Raw genomic sequence first — 17,890 nt, forward strand, 5'->3', positions numbered from 1 at the left:
TCGCCGGCGAGATGCCCGGCCCGACCCCTCCGGCGCCTTCGCGTCCGATCTTGCCGTACAGGTTGCCGCCGGTTGGTGCCGGCAGCAGACGTTTGCTTGGCCACTGCGGAAAATACTCTCGACCGCTCCTGCGGGAGCTATCCTCCGCGGCAGGCTGTCACCGCAGTCCGACCGCGAAGCGGGCGAGGAGTTCCACGTCGTCGAGCCCCCTCACGGCGGGGAGATCGAGCTCAACGCTCCATCTGCGGCCGCGATCGGGGCCGTCGGCGGCCTCGTCCAGGAGCACGGGGACGACTTCCTCGAAAGCCTCGGGCGCCGGCTTCCCGCGCGGCAGCGGGCGCCAGTGCACGGCCTGCAGCTCTGGCTCGAACGCCGCGCGCAGGAGATAGGGAAGGACATCTTCGCCGATCTCGATCGTCGCCGTCGTCCCCGCCGACCTCAGGAGCTCGTACCAGGTGTCGCCGAAATCGTGCCGCAGGCTGAGCATCTGCACGGCGCCGGCGGTTTCTCCCGGGCCGGAAATCGCGTTCAGGCCGTCCCTGATACGCTCCGCCGCCTCGTCTGCGTCGGCGGCGCGGCCGGGCTTCGCCGTGTAGCGGAGGGTGAGCCACACGTCGCTGATCGTCCGGTAATTGTAGTGGCGGATGGGGTAGGGCAGGGCGAGCAGCCACTCCGTGATGACGCCACGCCCCTCCGCCGGAAGATAGAGGTCGTCCTGCAGGGACAGCTCGAAGACGCCCGCGTCCTCCCGCCCGGTGCTGAGAGCGACAGAGACCGCCCCGCCCCTGTCCTCCACGAGATCGGCGCCGGGCTTCAGCCGCCGGAAGCTCCGCTTCAGCGTCAGCGTGCCGGTGATCGGTGCCGTCGGCTCCGCGACGCGCGAGATCGTCACCTGGACACTGGTCAGCCGGCGGTCATAGTGCCGGGGGTGGTCGATGTCGAACAGCACCTCCGGGATCTTGAAGTCTGCTCGACCGCTCTCCCTGAGGCTCGCGAGAGCGGCGGGCGCGATCTGCCGCAGCGAGACCTGCCGGACGAGCTCCGGCTTTCGCTCGTCGGTGGCGTGGAAGCTCCGATCCATCTCCGCAAGCGCCGCCAGGAGCTGGTGCCCCGCCGCGAGTTCCTCTCGCGCGGTCTGCGGCCGGCCGACGGTGACGAAGCGGCGTGCCTCGCGTTCGTAGCCATAGCACGCCTCGGCCTGGCGCGCCCGCTCGAGAGCGAGGTCAAAGAAGCGGCGGAAGAGCTGAAGCTGCTGGGCGATGCGGAAATCATAGAGCTCGGCCGTCGAGAACTTCGTCCTGAGCGTCTCCTCGATTTCGCTGGCGTGGTTGAACGCCTTCTCCTGGTTCGCCTGCTCACCCCGCGCCACGGCGACCCGGATCTCGGCGACGATCGCCTGCCGCTCCGCCCGCAGGGCGTCCTCGGCGGCCTGGTTGAGCTGCAGGACCCAATCCCGCTCGCGGAGCACATAGGCGGCCTGCTTGCCGTAGACGCTGGCGACGAAGCTGTGCATCGCGCCGGCGGCGTGCTTGTTGCGGGAGGCGGCCGACGCGGCGGCGGCGAGCGCCTGACCCCCGAGGTGGATCGCGGCGCCGGCGCCGAAGGGCTTCACCGCGGCCTCGAAGTTCGGAATGAGGCCCAGGACCGAAGCGAGAAGGTCGAGCTCCGCCGCCTCGTAGGTGCGCTTGACGCTCTCAAAGGATTCCTCGAGCTCGGCCTTCTCCTCCTGCAGCACCGAGCCGCCGACGAGCGCGACGCCGCCGGTCGCCTGGTCGAGGCGGCTGCGCAGGGTCTTGTCGAAGCCGCCCACGGGTCCGACGCCGTCGAACTGGATGCGCAGCCCGGGCAGCACGGTGAGAGCGTCGAACTTCACCTGATCGGCCGGGACGAGCAAAAGGTTGCGCTGCGGGCTGCCGAATACGTTCTTCTTGTCCGCCAACGCCTTGAGGCTCGGCTCTTCGAGCTTCGCGCCGAGCAGGCCTCTGTAGTGCCGCCAGCGCGTCACGGGCGCGTCACGGTCGGCGCGGGCTGCGACCAGGGCCGACTCCGCCTCCCGTACCCGTTCCAGGCCCACCTGCCGCACCGCAGCGGCCATGGCCGTCTCGTGGGTGGCACGGCGGAGGGAGAGGTCCTCCGTATCGCGCTTCTCGCGCGCTTCGCTCAAAGCCGCGCCGAGACGGACGACCTGCTCGGCGAGCTCCACCGCCTGCCGGTGGAGCACCCGGTAGCGATGGCTCGGGAGCGGTGCGTCCAGAGCGTCGGCGGCTTCGCGGATGTCGAGCCCGGCGGCAGCCGCCGCGGCGAGGAGGGCGGGATCGATGCGAGGCGGGAAGAGGGGCATCTGCATCTGCACCCCTTCGAGGTTCATCCCGTTCCGCAGCTTGAAGAGACGGTCGTCCACCTCGTCCCAAAGGGCGAGCAGCTTTTCGTTCTTCGGGATCCCGAAATACCCGACCGAGGCGCGCTGCACAGCGCCACTTGCGATCCGGTCGCCGCCCAGACCGGCCGCCGGCGCGACGCCGAACAGCTCGGTCTCCGCCGTGTAGACGACGTTGCCGAGGGCGTCGAGGTGGGGCCGGAGCTCGGCGTAGGTCATGGCCGGCATCGTCGCCCGCTGCGGGACCATCTCCGGCCGTGGACCGAGCACCTCCTTCGCAACGATGTATTCGGGCGTCGCGAGATTGACGAGCTCGGGATCCGGAAACCGCTGGAAGGCGGCGTCGCCACGCGCGATGCGAAGCCGCACGTACTCGGCGAGCGCCCATCGCTTGTATGCGCCAGGCCGGAGCCGGGCGATGCGGTGAGCTTCGAAGGGGAAGAGCCGCATCGCCGTGATCTGCGCCAGCACGGACGCTCTTTCGGGATCCCCGTCCGGCTTTCCCAGAGCGGCGAAGATCCCGTCGATGCGGAGCGCCCGGGCCCGACGCAGGCCCGTGAAGCGCCACGCATCGTCCGGCCTCCCGCCGGACGCGACCGGGTCGAACACGTGGTGGAACACGTCGAGTGCCGCGTCGAGCTGGTTGTTCTCGACGAGACGGCGATAGAGCAGCATCGGCGCGTGGAAGAAGACCTCCCAGTTGTAGTTGCCGTACGCGGTTTCCGCGCCGAACTCGACGCCTTCAGCCCCGGGGGGCGCGACCCGGTCCGCGTTCGGCGCGCATGCTCCGGCGAACGTGGCGGATGCGGCGACGGTGCGGGTCTGCATCGCCGGGTCGAGGAGGGCCGACAGCCCGTCCCGCTTCAGCGTGCGGACGAAATCGTGCGCGAACGGATGGGAGAAGGGGCTGACCTCGAGATCGAGCGCGTCGACCGTGAGTGTCCTCGTCCGCGGCAGGAAGCGCGAAGCGACCTCGACGCCGACGCTTGCCTTCAACTTGCCGATGATTCCGTCTTCGACGTCGGAGGGTCGGGCGGCCGTCTGAAAGCTGCCGACGGACGAGGCCGCGGCCGGAGCGGACTGCATCAGCGGCGCCGCCACGGCCGCGAGCTTCTGCTGCCCCCGCATCGCCCACGGGTTCGCGACGAACTCGCTGACGCGCCCGGAGAACGCCTTCGCGATCGCCCCGCTCGCCGCGCCGGCGGGCTCCACGGCCATGGTCTCGACCGTCGTGGTCGTCCCGGCCCTCGCCTCGGCGAAGTAGCTGGCTCCCGGCAGGCTGATGAAGAGCGGCGCCTCCAGCGGCGCCTGGTACTGCTGGTTGAGGGTCACGATGCGCGTGCCCGGCGGCGCGGTGAACAGCCGGTCGCCCGCGGCCCTCGCCGGCGAGGAGACGGCGGACACCGACCCGCTCACGCCGATCCCCATATACGCCCCGTTCAGGCCGCCCGCGCGGATCCCGGCATGGTCGCCGCCGAGCGTGCCTACCGCATCGCCCACTTCCATCTCGCTCGCGCGGCGGGCGAAGGAGAACTGGAAGCGCGCCCTGACCTCTCCGGTCGCCTCCCGTTCGGCGAGGATGATCGAGAGCCGCTGACCCTCCACGGCCGACTTGAGAACGAGGCTCGCCGGCTTCGGGAACTGCGGCCGCGCGGGGGCGAACAGGATCTGGGGCGCCTCTGAAAACACGAACGAGTCCGCGAACCTGCCCGTGATGGCGGTGGACGTCGCGGCCTGGGCCGGGTTCTTTTCTTCTTCTTGCTCGTTGCCGGAGCCGTTCCCGGGACCCACCACCACGTCTCGCCGAGCGCGGAGGACTGCTCCTTGGGCGTGAAGGATTCGCCGGCGAGCCGCGTCCAGTTGAGCTTCACCTCCCAATAGGGCGAGGAAAAGCGCGACTTCACCGTCGGATTCGTCGAATCGATCTCCGGCGCGTCGTCCTCCGAGGGTTCGTCCACCTTGCGGACGAATGTCGGCCAGAACAGGTGCAGCTCCCCCTGCCAGACGACCGGCAGGACGTGGACGCCCGGCTCGAACAACGCCGCGTCGTCGTCGATCTTGCGGCCCCCCGGCCGGTCCCTCTCCACGCCCTGGATGTCGACCTCCACCGGTATCCAGTCCGTCCACTCGCGGTAGCCGTCGAACGTGTTCAGGCGCCGGTAGAAGTGGCGCCGCCCGACGCCGCCCCGCGACCGTCCGACGACGTGGAGGACGGACCGGAAGATCCCGGCCTCCGCTCCCTCGAAGGCGACCTGGAGAAACGTGCCCACGACCTCGAGTGCGGCGACCGAGGCGAGGTTCTCGAGGTATCTGCCATAGGCGGCGGCGGCATTCGTCGGGGTGGCATCGGACTGGCGGATCTGGTCCTCGAAGTCGCGGAAGGATCTCGTCTTGTTGTCGCGCCATGCGGGATCGAGAAGGTCCTCGGGTGAGATGAGGGTCCTCAGGCGTGCCGCCCAGATCGGGAAGCGTCCGATGACCCGCCACTCCCGCAGGTCGATCTGGTCCGGCAGGATCCCGTTCTTCGCGACGAGACCCATCGCGCAGCGCTGGACATAGAGCTGCACCGCGAAGATCGCCTGGCGGATGCGCGAGGTGAGAACAAACGCATTGATGCCGGTGTCGATCAGGAGCAGGCCGAACAGCTGGTCGGGGTTCCTCAGGCCTTCGCGCTGGACGAGATGGGCGACGAGTGCATCCCTGCTGGCCTCGCGGATAGGGTTGGCCATGCGGCGCGAGATTTCGAGCCAGACGGGGGCCTCGTACCGGGAGCGCACGCCGGTGGCGAGACGGGAGAGCGCGGCTGGCGCGATCGGGTTCTTGACCGTCTCGCCGACGGCGGAGGGCAGGAGCCCAATCCGCGCGGCGAGCGTGACCTGCTCGGCCGCGGCCCGGAACGCGGCCACGGGATCCTCCCGGGCGGCGGCGCGGGCGAGTGCCGCGCTTCCGCCCGCCACGGCATCGGCGGCGAGGAGGGGATCGACACCGAGCGCGCCCGCGAGGGCCGAGAGAAACGCGGCGCTTCCGACGTCTCCGTCTGCCGCCGCGAGCGCCGCGAGCGCTTCGCGGGCGAGCGCTGCGTCCTTCGCGTCCGCGAGCATCGACTTGAACGCGCCGAGACGCGCGATCATGGCGACGAGTGCCGCACGGTCCGGCTCGCCGGCGAGGGAGGCGAGGACCGCGGCGGGCGCGACCCGTGCCGGTCCGGCGAGCAGCCGGAGGGTGGGGACGTCGAGTCCGGCTGTCTTCGCCAACTGAGCCAGACGGGCGAGCCCGGAGAGCACTGCGGTCGCCTCGGGGAGAAGCGCGTCCGCCTGGGCCTGGTCCGGCTTCCTTGCCAGATCGAGGAAGAGCTCGATCGCGGACCGGCCGGCAAGGCGGAAGAGCGGCTCTTCCGTACCGTCCCCGAGCGCCAGCCTCACCAGATCAGGGTCGATGCCGAAAATGGACGCGAGGACGAGCCGCGCGGCCTCCGCCCGCGCGGCCTCCTCTGGCGGCACGGCCGGGTCGCCCTCCGCGCCTTCGCCGTCACCGGGCGCGCCCCGCGCGAGGGGCTGCAGCGCGTCTCCGAGCGCCTTGACGATCCGGTCCGCCTGGAGGGACGGCGGGTCCTCGCCGATGACGACGCGGATCTCCGCCGGCCCCAGACCGGAGGACCCGAGGGCGCGGACACGGGCGAGCGCGGCCGAGAGAGACGCGGCGTCGCGGGGCTTCGTGAGGCAATCCTCCCCGAGGATCGTGCAGAAGGCGACGAGGTCTTCCGGCGACATCCCGAGCGCGCGCGCCAGGACGACGGTCCGGTGGAGGGCGGATATGGCCGGGCGGTCGAGCGTCTCGACGCGAAGCGACTTCGCGAGCGCAGCGAGCTTGCCCGCGTTCACCTGGAGCACGGCGGCGAGGCTCGGGATGACGGGACCGATGGACGCCCCGGCCTGTCCGGGGTCGCCGTCGGCCGCGGCGAGCGAGGGATCGAGACGGGCGACGCCGCTCGCCACGAAGAGCTTCCGCCAGAGCGCCTCGCCGATATCGGCGACGAGCGAGGCCGCGACCGCCGGTTCGAGCGAGAGCTCGGCGCCGAGCGCCCGGAGCCCGGCGAGGCGGACGAGGCGGTCCGGCCGGAAGCTGCGCGGCTCGTCGGCAGGCGTCGCCGCAAGCAGCGTGTCGAGGACCTCGAAGCTGACGCGCATGCGCTTGGCGAGCCGGACGAAGCGGTGGACGGCGAGGAACTCGCCCGCGGCGACCGGCGAGGCGTCCAGATGGCGGACGAAGAGGTGGTCGAGATCGCAGCTGATCGGCGGGTCGAGGACCCAGGTCGTCGCCAGCCTGTCCGCGCTTGCCTCGACGATCGCCCGCACGTCCGCGATGGCCAGACCGCCGCGCTCGAGCGCCTCGGCGATCTGTGGCGGCGGCTCCGCGTCGAAATCTGCGCGCAGCGTCGCAAGCTGCTCGACGGTGAGGAAGAGGCGGGCCATGGGGTCGTCGGGCGATCCCGAGGGCACCTCGCCGCCGACGAAATCCGTGCGCATCAGGGCAACGAGTTCGCCGAAGCTCACGTCGAGGGCCTCGAGGAGGCGGCGGACCGAACTCATCTCGTCCGTCCAGCCGGCAGCGGCGCGGCCGAGGAGGGCGCCGGCGCCCTCCGGCGCGGCCGTGAGCGTCTCGTCGGTCAGGATCTCGACGTCCTTCGGCAGAAGGCCAAGGCGCTCGGTGGCGGCGGCGAGGGCACGTGCCTCTTCGTCGCCCGCGCCGAAGACCCGGATCAGGGCTGCACGGTCGACGCCCGCCTCCTTCGTGATCGCGCGCGCGCTCGCGACCAGCCGGTCGTAAGGCAGCGAGATCGGGTAGACCGCGTCGCCGAGGATCTCGTATGCGCGCGCGACGACGTGCTCCGGCGCGGCCGAGAGCTCGGCGCCCGTCACGCCCGGCGAAGGCTCGTTCGGGGCGAGGACCGGCGGCGCGAGGGGTTCGCCGGCATCGTCGGTCGCGAGCGGCGTCACCTGGCCGAACGCAACGACGCTCTCGAGGATCTCGTTGATCAGGTCGATCGTCGGGATCGTGGTGTTGGTGTTCTCGCAGGTCAGCTTGATGTGCGCGAGGTCGGGCCGCAGCCCCGTCACGGGGTGTCCCTGCCACGACTTCGACGGATTTCCGATGAGGACGTCGAGCGGCGTGAGGCCGTCCTCGTTCGCCGCGCAGCGCTTGTCGAGGAACTCGAAGAGATCGACGAGATAGGCCGCCGGTCCGACGACGGAGCGGCATTCCTCGCACTCGCACATCTCCGCCCCGCCGAAGAAGTCTGCGAAGGAGGCGATCTCGTCCGGGGCTCCGAGAGCGGCCGGCCGGACCTCGCGGGCTTCCTGATACTCGTTGACCAGGAGCGCCGCCACCGTCTCCGCCTGCGCGCGAGCCTTGCTGTGCATCGTGCTGAGCGCTTGCGCCTCGCCGGCGGTCGCCGTCGGGAAGCGGGAGAGGAAAGACCTCTCCCCGAGACGCGAGATGTCGAACGCGCCCTGGAATGTATGGCCACCCGGGCCGGTCGCGCGCAGGACCGCGCTCAGCGTGTCGGGGTCCGGGCTGATCTGATAGAGGCGCTGAATGCGCTTCAGGCCCGCCGCCGCCCTCTCCCGTGCCTCGGGGTCGTTGACCCCCTCGAAGAGCACATCGGCGTGCCGCTCGACGGTCGCCGCGACCGGGTCGCGGCCGAGCTCGAAAGCGGTGTGGCGCACCGCCCGGTCGAGCAGCGCCGCTGTCGCGGGATCGACGGCGGACGGCGCGGCGGCTGCGAGCCCGCGCGCCGCGCGCGCGACGACCGCGGTCGGATGCAGCGTCTCGATGAGGCCGACCAGCTCGGCCGTCAGACGGTCGCGCGCGGCCGGCTCGTCCTCGTCCTCGGTGCGGTCGAGGGGAAGCGCACCGAGGGTCTCGACCGCCTCCGATATCGTCTGCGGCTCGAGATCGAGCGCGAGGGTGCGAAGCGAGGTCGCGTTCGGCGCCTTCGCCTTCAGGGCGTCCGCGAGCCCGAGATCGTTGCGCGTCAGCGTCCCGAGCTCGATCGCGTAGCGGACGGACGGGATGTCGACCTCCGCATGCTCCGCTGCGAAGCGGCTCCAGCCGGCATCGCCGCCGTCGCGCAGGGCGGTCACGAGCGCAGCGCGCGCCTGGGCGTCCGGAAGCGTGGAGCGGAGGACGTCGTCGAGCGAGCCGGCCCCCTCGCCGGTGGGCAGCGACATCGCCTTTGCGACGGCGGCGCTTCGAACCGCCGCGACCGCAGCCTCCAATTCGCCGCCGACGGGCGGGATCAGGTTCCGCTCGTCCGCGCGCCGGACGGCAGCAACGAGGTCGTCGAGCCGCCGGGCCGCGATCGCATGCGGGGCGAGCGCGCCGCTCTCGCGGGCGAGCGCGTAGAGGAGCGCCGGCTCCGTCCCGGGCAGGTCGTCCCGCGCCGACCTGAAGGCGGCGGCGAGGTCCGCGACGAGGGCGCGGGGGGCGCCGATCTCCCGGGCGGCGAAGCTCACGTCGCGCGTCTTCGCCTCGTCGAAGTCGGCGAGGGCGACCGTCCGCGTCAGCGGCTCGAGCGCCGCGAGCAGGCGTTCGAACTCGGAAGGCCCCCGCGGGACGAGCGCCGTCGTCGCGCGGATGCGGACGAACTCGTCGCTGCGCGCGACGATGCCGAGGGCGAGGTCGTCCTCGCCGGCCGGAAGCTCGGCGGTGATCGTGGCGTCGTCGTCGACGGGAAGCCGGACGATGTCGAGCGCGTCGATCAGGACCCCGTCGCGGGAGAGGCCGAAGAGGAGGTCGACCGTCGTGCGCCCGTCGATCAAGCCCTCGCCGTCGGCCGCGTCAGCGGGATCGTAGGGGATCTCGAAGGCACCTTCCTCGTCGGTGTCGTCGCTGCCGAGCGAGGTACGGCCCGGGCCGATGTCGCGGTCGAACGCCTCGACGCGCACGCCGGGGAACCGGCGACCTTCGGCGTCGAAGACGGTGCCGCGGACGCGCGGGCCGGCCGGCCGGCGCGCTTCGGCGGGCAGCGTGAGGTCGATGCGGATCTCCCGCTCCGTGGCGCGGACGGGGTCGGAGCGCGCGGTGCCGGGGCGGTCGCGCCAGGCGGCCGTCGCGACGAGATCGGGCAGGTCCTTCGGGCGGCCGACGCCCGGCCGCTCGCGGCGATAGAACGCGGGGTCGTAGAAGGCGCGATAGCCGCCGTCCGGGCCGGTCGCGGCCTCGGCGCAGCGGAGGTCGTTGTCCGCATCGCCGATGGTGACCGGCACGTCGGCGGCGGCCTCGCCGGACGTGTCGACGACGCGGCCCTCGACGAGGGCGAAGATCTCCCTGTCGAAGGCGACGCGATTGATCGCCTCCGCGCTCTCCGCGTCGAGCTCGCCCGGACGCGCCTGTTCGATGCCGAACTCGTGGGCGAGGCTCTCGACCATCCGGCGGGTGGTCGGACCGTAGCGCGCCTCGTCCCGCTCCTCGGCATCGATGCGGTCGAACCCTAGCCGATCGAGCAGGGCGTGGAGGTTCGAGACGGCCGGCCCGGCGGCGCCGAGGGGAAGAGCGGCGAGGGCGAGGAGGGGAGGGGTTCCATCGGAGCTTTCCTTCTGCAGGCTCGAGTTCGTGCCACCCGCTCGATGCGCCGCGGTTCGCCACGCGCGAGGAGAGAGTCTGGTCAGGCGGTCCAGCACCTTCGGAACCGTCATTCACTTCTTGCTTCGCCAGGCGCTTATCCCCAGCATGGCGATGCCGAGAGGTCCCATCGCCAAGGCACCGGCGACGGTCGCCCCTTCGCCCACCGCCGTGAGACCTGCGGCGCTCGCGCCTGCCACCTGACTCTGTCCTTCCGTCGCGTGCATCTTCTTGGCCAGCGATTCCGCCGCAGTTCCCGCCGCTCGGATGCGGTCATCGCCGCCCGTTCGTTTGATCCCTTCTTCGATGACGAGCGTTTCTGCTGTCGCGACGAGTTCGATCAGCCCTCCCGTCGGATGAAGTGCCATCACGGCACCACCGACGCTCACGACCCCCCGCGTGGTCTCGGCCGTCTCTTCGATCTTGTCTAACGTTGTCGTGGCTTTGGGCCGCGTCGCGGCCTCGGCTGAAGTCGCGCCGGCCGTTAGAAGCAGTGCACCGACCGCGAGAGCAGCCCCCACCGGCCCCACCTTGGGCGTCGATTTCAACCCGCCCGCCACCGTATTGGCCGCTTCCGCCGCATCCTTGGCCTGCTCGAACTCTTTCAGCTTCTGAGCGGTCTGGGCCAGCGTTTGCGTCTCGAAGAGATTACCGAGTTGCCCTAGCAAGGCTTCGTTCACCTGGGTTTCCTTCACGATGGATTGGGTGGCCTTCAATGCATCCTTCATGGCGAGCGCGGCCTCGCCTACTTCGGAAGAAAGGGAAAGCCCTTTTCCTGCCTCGATGGTCTTCTTCGCTGCGAGAATTCGCGCGCTGTCAGCCCTCTGGATGCCTCGACTCGCGTGCGTCTTCATGAGCGCCGTGGCACGCTCAACGACGACGGTAACGTCCTTTTCGTATCGTGCCCGAGTATAATCAGATAATCTTGTGTAAGGATTGTACGTTAGTTTTTGAAGTATTCCCTTCGGCAAGACGTGTTCAGCTTCTGTCACGATTTGACCGAATAGTTTCCTTGGGTTCACTTGTCGAGAGTACTCTTCGACATAGCCCAGGGCTCCCGGCGGAACGCCGGCCCGGCCGGTGGGATCGACCAGGCGAACCGGATTGTTGGAGGCGTAGGTGTACAGCGATAGCCCGCCGGCCAGCCCTGCCGGGTCGCAGGCGAGCCAGCGGCCGAGCCACGGCGCGTAGTAGCGCGCACCGTGGTAGGAGAGCCCGGTCTCCTCGTCCCGCTCCTTGCCGGTGAAGCGGTAGCGCTTCGGCGTCTCGGCCTGGCTGCGCACCGCCTGGTACGACGTCCCGCCATAGGGGGAGAACTCCTCGTAAGTGATGACCGCCGCGGCGTCGTCGAGCTCCACCGTGGCCGAGCCGAGATGGTTGTCGTACTGGAAGCGCCAGAGCCGCGCCGGGCCGGCCTCTACGCCCTGCGTGCGGGTTTCGACATCGAGCATCGCCTTGTCGCCGTCCGACACGCGCAGCGTCTCGCGTTCGAGAAGGAGCGCCCCGCCGGGGCTCCACCGCCGGAAGATCTCGAAGCCGCCGAGATAGAGCCGCTCCTCGACGATGCCCGGGGCGCCGCCGGCGCCCTGACGGACGATCCGCTTGCGCACGCGTTCGCCGTCGGACCCGTAGCCGTAATGGGCGCGGCCGCCGCCGCCGAGGTCGGCGCCGACGAAGCGGTCTAGGTCGTCGTAGACGAGCGACGCGAGGCCGCGGGTCCGGATGACGTTGCCGTGCGGGTCGTAGGCGAAGCCTTCGCTCGCCTCCGTCGCGGCAGCCCGACCCGTGTCGGTCCGGGTCGGCCGGTTCGAGACGTCGCCGGCAGCGAGGGGATTGGGCTCGAGATAGCGGTATGTCCGCGTCCAGCCTCCGCCGTTCGCGACATGGCGGACGCTCTCGATGTTGCCGGCGAGATCGTAGGCGTAGATCTCCTCGTAGCGCCGCATGACGCTTCCGTCGCCGGGATGCGGGCCGCGCCGCGCCTCGTCCGTCTCGGTGGTCCAGGGGCGCGCGACCTGGCCCGGATGCTCGCGGCCGCTCGCATGGACGAGCCGGTCGAGCGCGTCGTAGGTGAAGCTCTGCAGGGCCTCGACGGCGGCGCCGTCGAAGAACACGGTCTCCTGCGCATCGTCCGCCACCTCCGTCACGTTGCCGGCGGCGTCGTAGGTGTAGGCGAGGTCCTGCACCAGGCTCGCCGCACCGGGACGCGTCGTCCGGATGCGGGCGAGCCGGCGCGACAGCGGGTCGAAGGCGACCGTCGTGATCGTGCCGTTGCCGTAGACGACCCGGGTGCGACGACCGTGGGCATCATGGTCGACCGCGTTCACCACTCGTTTCGTCGCCGTCGCGGGATCGAGGGGCCCGGCGGGAGGGGCCGCGCCATCGAGCCAGAGGTCGACGGTGGCGAGCATGCCGGACAGGCCGTAGCGGAGCCCGACGGTGCTCGCCGTGGCGCCCGGCCGGTTCGAGCGCGGCGCAGTCCTCTGCCGCGGGCGGCCGAGCGCGTCGACGCGGACGGCCGTCGTGAACACCTCGCCGGCGAGGGGCGGGTCCTGCGACCAGTCGGGCACGGTCCGGGCATCCGCCACGAACTCGCGCTGCGTCTCCACCGCGACGCCGTGAATGTCGTAGCGGCTCGCCGTCGTCCGCCCCGCGCCGTCCCACGTGCGCCAGACGCGCCCGCGGTGGTTGCCGGCGTCGCCCTCTGCCTCGCCGTAGGCTGTCCGGGTGCGGGTGCGGACGATCCCGCCATCCTCAACGTCGTGCGCGACCAGCCTCCGTGCGGCGTCGTAGCGGAAGCGGTGGGTGTGGCCACGCTGATCGCGGACGAGGACGGGCGCCCCGTCGACGGCGCTCAGGCGGTGGCGCACGCCCGCGTCGATGCTGGCCTCCCGCAGCCGGGCGCCGAGGAGGTCGCACGCATAGACCGCGATCGTCCGACCGCGCGGGTCGATGACGGCGCGCGGATGACCCGCATCGTCGAACAAGGTCGCGACGACGGCGAGACCGGCCGCGCCGCCGTCGGCGACAGCGATCGCCGTCCGCCCCAGCGCATCCATGTAGGCGGTCGACGGCGTGTCCGCATTCGCCTCGGACGCCAGGGCCGCGCGGCCCTGCGGGGTTCCCGGCGCCCCGATGCGCTGCGCGTACCACGTCTCCGGCCGGTCCTGCGGCTCGAGCCGGGCGACGAACGGGCCGAGGTCGGGATCCGTGCGGTGGTCCCTGCTGGTCGCGGTGTCGTTCGCGTCGAAGCTCACCGTCGTCCACGGCGTCGTGCGGGTCTTCGTGAGCGTGCCGTCGGGGTGGAGCGCGCCGACCTGCCGCGAGAGGGGATCGAAGAAGGCGATGGTGGAGACGCCGGCGCGCCGGTCCGGCTCGAACTCGGGGCCCGCCGAGAAGAACGGCTCGTAGGTGCGGACGGGATTGCCCTTGTTGTCCAGGATCGTCCAGCCGCTCGTGATCCATCGGGTCGGGGCCGCGGGGCCGCCGTCCTCGATCGGGCCCGGATCGGTCAGCGTCTTCGTCTGGAGGACGCGGCCGAGCCCGTCGACATGGCTGACGGACACGAGGACGCGGGAGGCCTCGCCGTCGGCGAGATCCGCGACGTGCGTCTCCCGCGTCAGCGCCACCGTCACGGCGGGCTTGCCGGTCCGTGCGAAGCGAAGCGCGTCGACGACGTGGCGCGTGGTCGCGGTGCCGAGGACGGCCGCCGCCGCCGCCTGCTGACGCATCGGATCGGCCAGCGCCTCGAGAAGCGCATCGACGTCCACCGCGGCGAGCGTCTCGGCGTCATCGGGAAGGATGTCGCCCGCCGCCTCGCCCTCCTTGCCGGCGATCGCCGTCGCCGTCACCGTTCCGTCCACCGCGAAGGCCGCAAAGCTGCGGTTCCGGTTCGCGTCCGTCACCGTCCGCGGCGACATGGTTCGCCAGTCGATTTCGGCCGTGACGATGTTCCCGACCGGGTCCTCCGTCCGGAACGGGACGAGATCCCGTTCATGGTCGATGAAGGCGTGGTTGCCGTGGGGATCGCGGACGGAGCGCACGAGGTGGAAGTGGCGCGCGGCCTCAGCGCGCTCTGCCGCCGCGAGGGCCGTTCGGGCGGCTGCCGTCGGCGCGTCTTCCGGGTGGTCGCGCGTTCGCAGGAAATAGGTGCGTCCGGACGGAGCCCAGAGCGCTCCGTCACCGTCCAGGTCCACGAGACCCGTCTGCGCGATCGCCTCCGCGTCGGGCTCAGCGGCGCCGAAGACCGCAGAGAGCCTCCCCGCCGGAAGGGCCAACGCGTAGCTTTCGAAGGCGAGGCCCAGCGGCTCCTGCAGGCCAGCCGGCAGCGGACCTTCCAGATCGTCGCGTCGGAAGAGGGTGCGGTTCGCCGCGACGAGCACCCGGCCGCACGGAGTGGCCGCGGGGTCGAGCGCTTCCGCGTCTGTCGCGGCGGCGACGACGGCACGCAGATCCTTCTCCGCCAGTGGCCACGCCGCCGCCGAAAGCGGCCGGCCCGCGTATGCGTTCCGCCGCGTCTGCCACGGAGCCGGCATCCGCCGCGCCTGCGGCGTGTCTATGTCCTGCGTCAGGTCGGTGACCGTGACGGAGAGGTGCGTCCGCCTCACCTCCTCGGCGGCGTCTCCGCCGACCGGCGGCAAGGGCCCGCCGAAGGCGATCGTCGCCTCCTCCACGACTTCGCCGTAGGGCCCGTGGGCGAGAGCCACCGTCTGGGCGACGCGCGGCTCGTCGTCGAGCGTGCGCTCGAGATGGAGCGTCAGCGTCTCGCGAGGCGCGATGTGGGCGACCGCGGGCCGGCCCGCGGCGGCAGAGACGCGCACGAAGGCGGCGTAGCCCGATATGCTGACGGTGTACGGCACGCGCGAGCCGCCATCATCCGCGCTCACCTCCTCGCGCAGGAGCTTCCCTCTGAGCGCGCGGCAGGCGGCCCGGTGGTCCGCCGCGGAGAGGCCGTCCGGGAAGGACGCCTCGGCGATCGAGAGGCGGGCGTGGAGCGCGGCCGCCGCGGCGCCGCCGCGCCGCTCCGAGGTGCCGAACGCTTCGCTCTGGACGCGCGACGAGGCGTGGCCGCCGCGGATCGTCTGCCCCGTGTGATACCAGCGGCGGGTCAGCACCGGCGGCACAGTGGTGGCCGGGTCGGCGTTGGCGGCAAGGGCGAGCGGCTCGGCCCAGCCTTCCGCGTCCCACTGCTCGACGAACGCGAACCCGGCGAACTCGCGCTCCCGCCCGTCGTAATGCCCATGATGATAGGCGAAGCGGGAGGTGAAGCGGTGGCCGCTGATGCGGTCGCGCGTGGCGAGGCGCTCGACCACCTGGACCGGAAACGGGAGGCATCCGACCCAGCGCCTCCCGTTGCGCTCGTCCTCGAGCGCGAAACGTGTCGACGGCGCGTATTCGATCTGCGTCTCCCCGCCCCGGCCGTTGTCGACGCTTGTGAGGACGTACGGCTTGCGGTCGCCCGCGAGCGCAAGGAACCGGATCTGGCGGTGCACGCCGTGCAGGACGCGGGTCGACCACACGAGGCAGCCCGTGCCGTTTCCGAGGAGGTCGACGGGTTCGATGGCGGACAGCGTGTCGAGCGGGGGCGCGCTTTCCCAGGTGCGCGGGGGGGCGTAGCCGTTGCCGGCGCAGTTGACGTGGAGGGTCCAGCCGTTGCCGCCGTCGCCGAGATAGACGAGATCGGCGGTGCCGGAGCCGTCCGCGTCGACGAGACGGACGCGGGCCGGGTCGAACGCGGAAGGGGCGGCGAGGGCAGGCGGATTGGCCATCGCGACTTTCGGGCCGAAGCGACCGTAGCCGAGGCTGGGCCAGTACTCGACGGACCGGGCGCGGATGCGGACGAGGTCGGGGAGGCCGTCTCCGGTCATGTCGGCGGCGAAGATGCTCTCCCCGTCACCGCGGAAGACGAGCCGCGGTCCGTCGTCCTCGTCGGCCGCGAACGGCGTGAAGCTCGCCTCGCCCCAACCCTCGAGGCCGAGCGCGGAATGCCATACGAGGCGGTCGTCCTGCGTGATCGCAAGATCCGGCAGGCCGTCGCCCGTGAGGTCGATGAAGCGGATGTCGGAACTTGCCCAGTCGATACCCGGGATCGCGCGGAAAGGCTGGCGTCGGCACCAGCCCCCGTCCTCGTCTCGGCGGAACACGCCGGGGTCGGGATGGCTCGTCGCGATCGCCTCCTGCCGCCCGTCTCCGTCGATGTCCGCGAGATGGACCGGGCCTCGACCATCCGACATCGGCGCCGACGGCACCAACACGGCCGCGCCGAGTGCCCCGGCCGGCTCGCCGGTGGCCGCCGTGGCGAGGGGCGACAGGTTCGGCTTGTAGCGCCACGGCATCCCGCCTTCGAGGAGCGCGCCCGGCAGGCCGTCTCCGGCGAAGTCGATCCAGCGGACCTCTCCGCCGGCCGCGCCGCCGGCGATCTCGTCGGGCGCCTCGTCCGTCACCAGGCGGCTTTCGGGCTCGAGCCTGTCGGGCAAGGCCTGATAGGAGAAGCCGAGCGGAGGCGCCAGCATCGCTCCGACGGGGCCTCCGGGGCCGGCGGCGTAGGCTGTCGTGGAGACGCCGGTGAGCAGCGAGGTTGCGGGCGTGCGCGCGTAGGTGAAGGTGGTGGCCCGCACGAGGGTCGCGTCCCCGTCGCGTCCGTCCGGGAAGCGCTGGAACAGAAGTGCCCGCTCGCACAGCGCCGTCGTCCTCACCTCGAAGCCCGGCCGTCGGACGGAGAACGGGTCCGGTCGGGTGGCCCAGTCAGCCGTCGGCTCGCGCCCCGGCACGGGACCGGGGTGGTCGCCGTAGTCGAACACGAGCTCGAAGTGGAAGAGGTCGTCGCCCGGCTGCCCTTTCGGAGCGACGTTCCCGTAGAAGATGCGCTTGAGGTATCGTTGTGCGGCGGCACCGGGGCCGGCCGCGCCGGCGGCGCGTTCCCACTGATACAGGATGCGGTTGCCGCGGTCGTCGTAGGTCTCGGCGATGAGCCAGGAGAAGATCCGCCATCCGTCGGGACCGTCGCTGATGCGGGCTGCGCCGTCGGTTCCGAAGAGGCTCGTGACGTTGCCGTCCGCCGTGACACGCCAGAAGTCGGTGTCCGTCCCGGCCTTCTGCCAGTGCTCGATCCGGGCGAAGCTCCCCTCCGTCCTCGGCGCGAAACGCCGGACCGTGAAGCCATCCGGCGGCTCTTCCGATCTCTCGACGGGGACGAGATGATCCTGTCCGGCGAGCACGAAAGTGTCCGCCTCGTCGAGGTAGCGCGGCAGCCCTCGATCGGTGCGCCGGCTCACGGAGGGCGCGTCGAGCGACCAGCCGAGACCGAACGGGCCGGCTCCGGCGGCGGACCCGTACACGAGCCGATGGCTCGGCGCTCCGCCTCGACCCGGCATGAAGGGGAGCGGAACCGACAGGGAAAGCGTGCCGGTCGCGGGCGAAACTTCAAGCGACTCGCTGATGCCGGCCAGTGCTCCGCCGCCCTTGGGCAAAGCGACGCTCGGAAGAGCCTCGAACGATGCGGTCGCGCCAGCTTGCTCTGCGCGTCCCTCCGGAGAATCGGCGCGCTGTCGAGAGACGGAAGAGGTCGGCTCCGAACGCCGACCCGGACCTGACCCTCCCGACTGCGCCACTCGCTTCCCCCTGTCATTGGGAGGCCAGCTACCGCGCGCAGGACGGCGTCGCAGGGAGCGATTCATAGTCGCGCGCGGATCGTGGCGGCAATGTGACGCTGCGGAACCGCGCCTGAGCCGCGGTGGAGCGCGGCGCCTCCGTCCGCACCGGCCCGCCGATTCTACCGTCGATTTGATCGATGTTGAGCCCGCTCCGGCTCGTTCCGCGCGTTCGACATCTTCCAAATGCGCTCACGCCGCCCCATCTCGAAAACTAGGTCACGCAGTCGGGTTCCCGGAT

Annotated in this window: 3 protein-coding genes; all 3 read right to left on the reverse strand. The window is 71.3% G+C overall.

The annotated features are described in order from the left end of the window. Positions 1-157: 157 nt before the first annotated feature. The 3 genes from N177_RS22335 to N177_RS14750 are packed head-to-tail and all read right to left on the reverse strand — an operon-like array spanning position 158 to position 17,676. Complete coding sequence (locus N177_RS22335; protein ID WP_341872340.1) at positions 158-3,883, reverse strand: Tc toxin subunit A-related protein; 3,726 nt, start codon at positions 3,881-3,883, stop codon at positions 158-160. Next, positions 3,862-10,074 (reverse strand): neuraminidase-like domain-containing protein, encoded by a 6,213-nt coding sequence (locus N177_RS14745; protein ID WP_023433171.1) that lies wholly within the window; start codon positions 10,072-10,074, stop codon positions 3,862-3,864. The genes N177_RS22335 and N177_RS14745 overlap by 22 nt, the downstream gene beginning before the upstream one ends. Then, positions 10,075-17,676: a SpvB/TcaC N-terminal domain-containing protein gene (locus tag N177_RS14750; RefSeq protein ID WP_081718567.1), complete on the reverse strand. Its 7,602-nt coding sequence runs from the start codon at positions 17,674-17,676 to the stop codon at positions 10,075-10,077. Between the last annotated feature and the right edge of the window lie 214 nt (positions 17,677-17,890).

Origin of the sequence: Lutibaculum baratangense AMV1 (assembly GCF_000496075.1) — a bacterium.
Taxonomy (GTDB): Bacteria; Pseudomonadota; Alphaproteobacteria; order Rhizobiales; family Tepidamorphaceae; genus Lutibaculum; species Lutibaculum baratangense.

Bases quoted from the DNA above. Each gene is read 5' to 3' on its own strand.
- N177_RS22335 (WP_341872340.1), bottom strand. From the start codon at position 3,883: ATGGAAGTGGGCGATGCGGTAGGCACGCTCGGCGGCGACCATGCCGGG.
- N177_RS14745 (WP_023433171.1), bottom strand. From the start codon at position 10,074: ATGACGGTTCCGAAGGTGCTGGACCGCCTGACCAGACTCTCTCCTCGC.
- N177_RS14750 (WP_081718567.1), bottom strand. From the start codon at position 17,676: ATGAATCGCTCCCTGCGACGCCGTCCTGCGCGCGGTAGCTGGCCTCCC.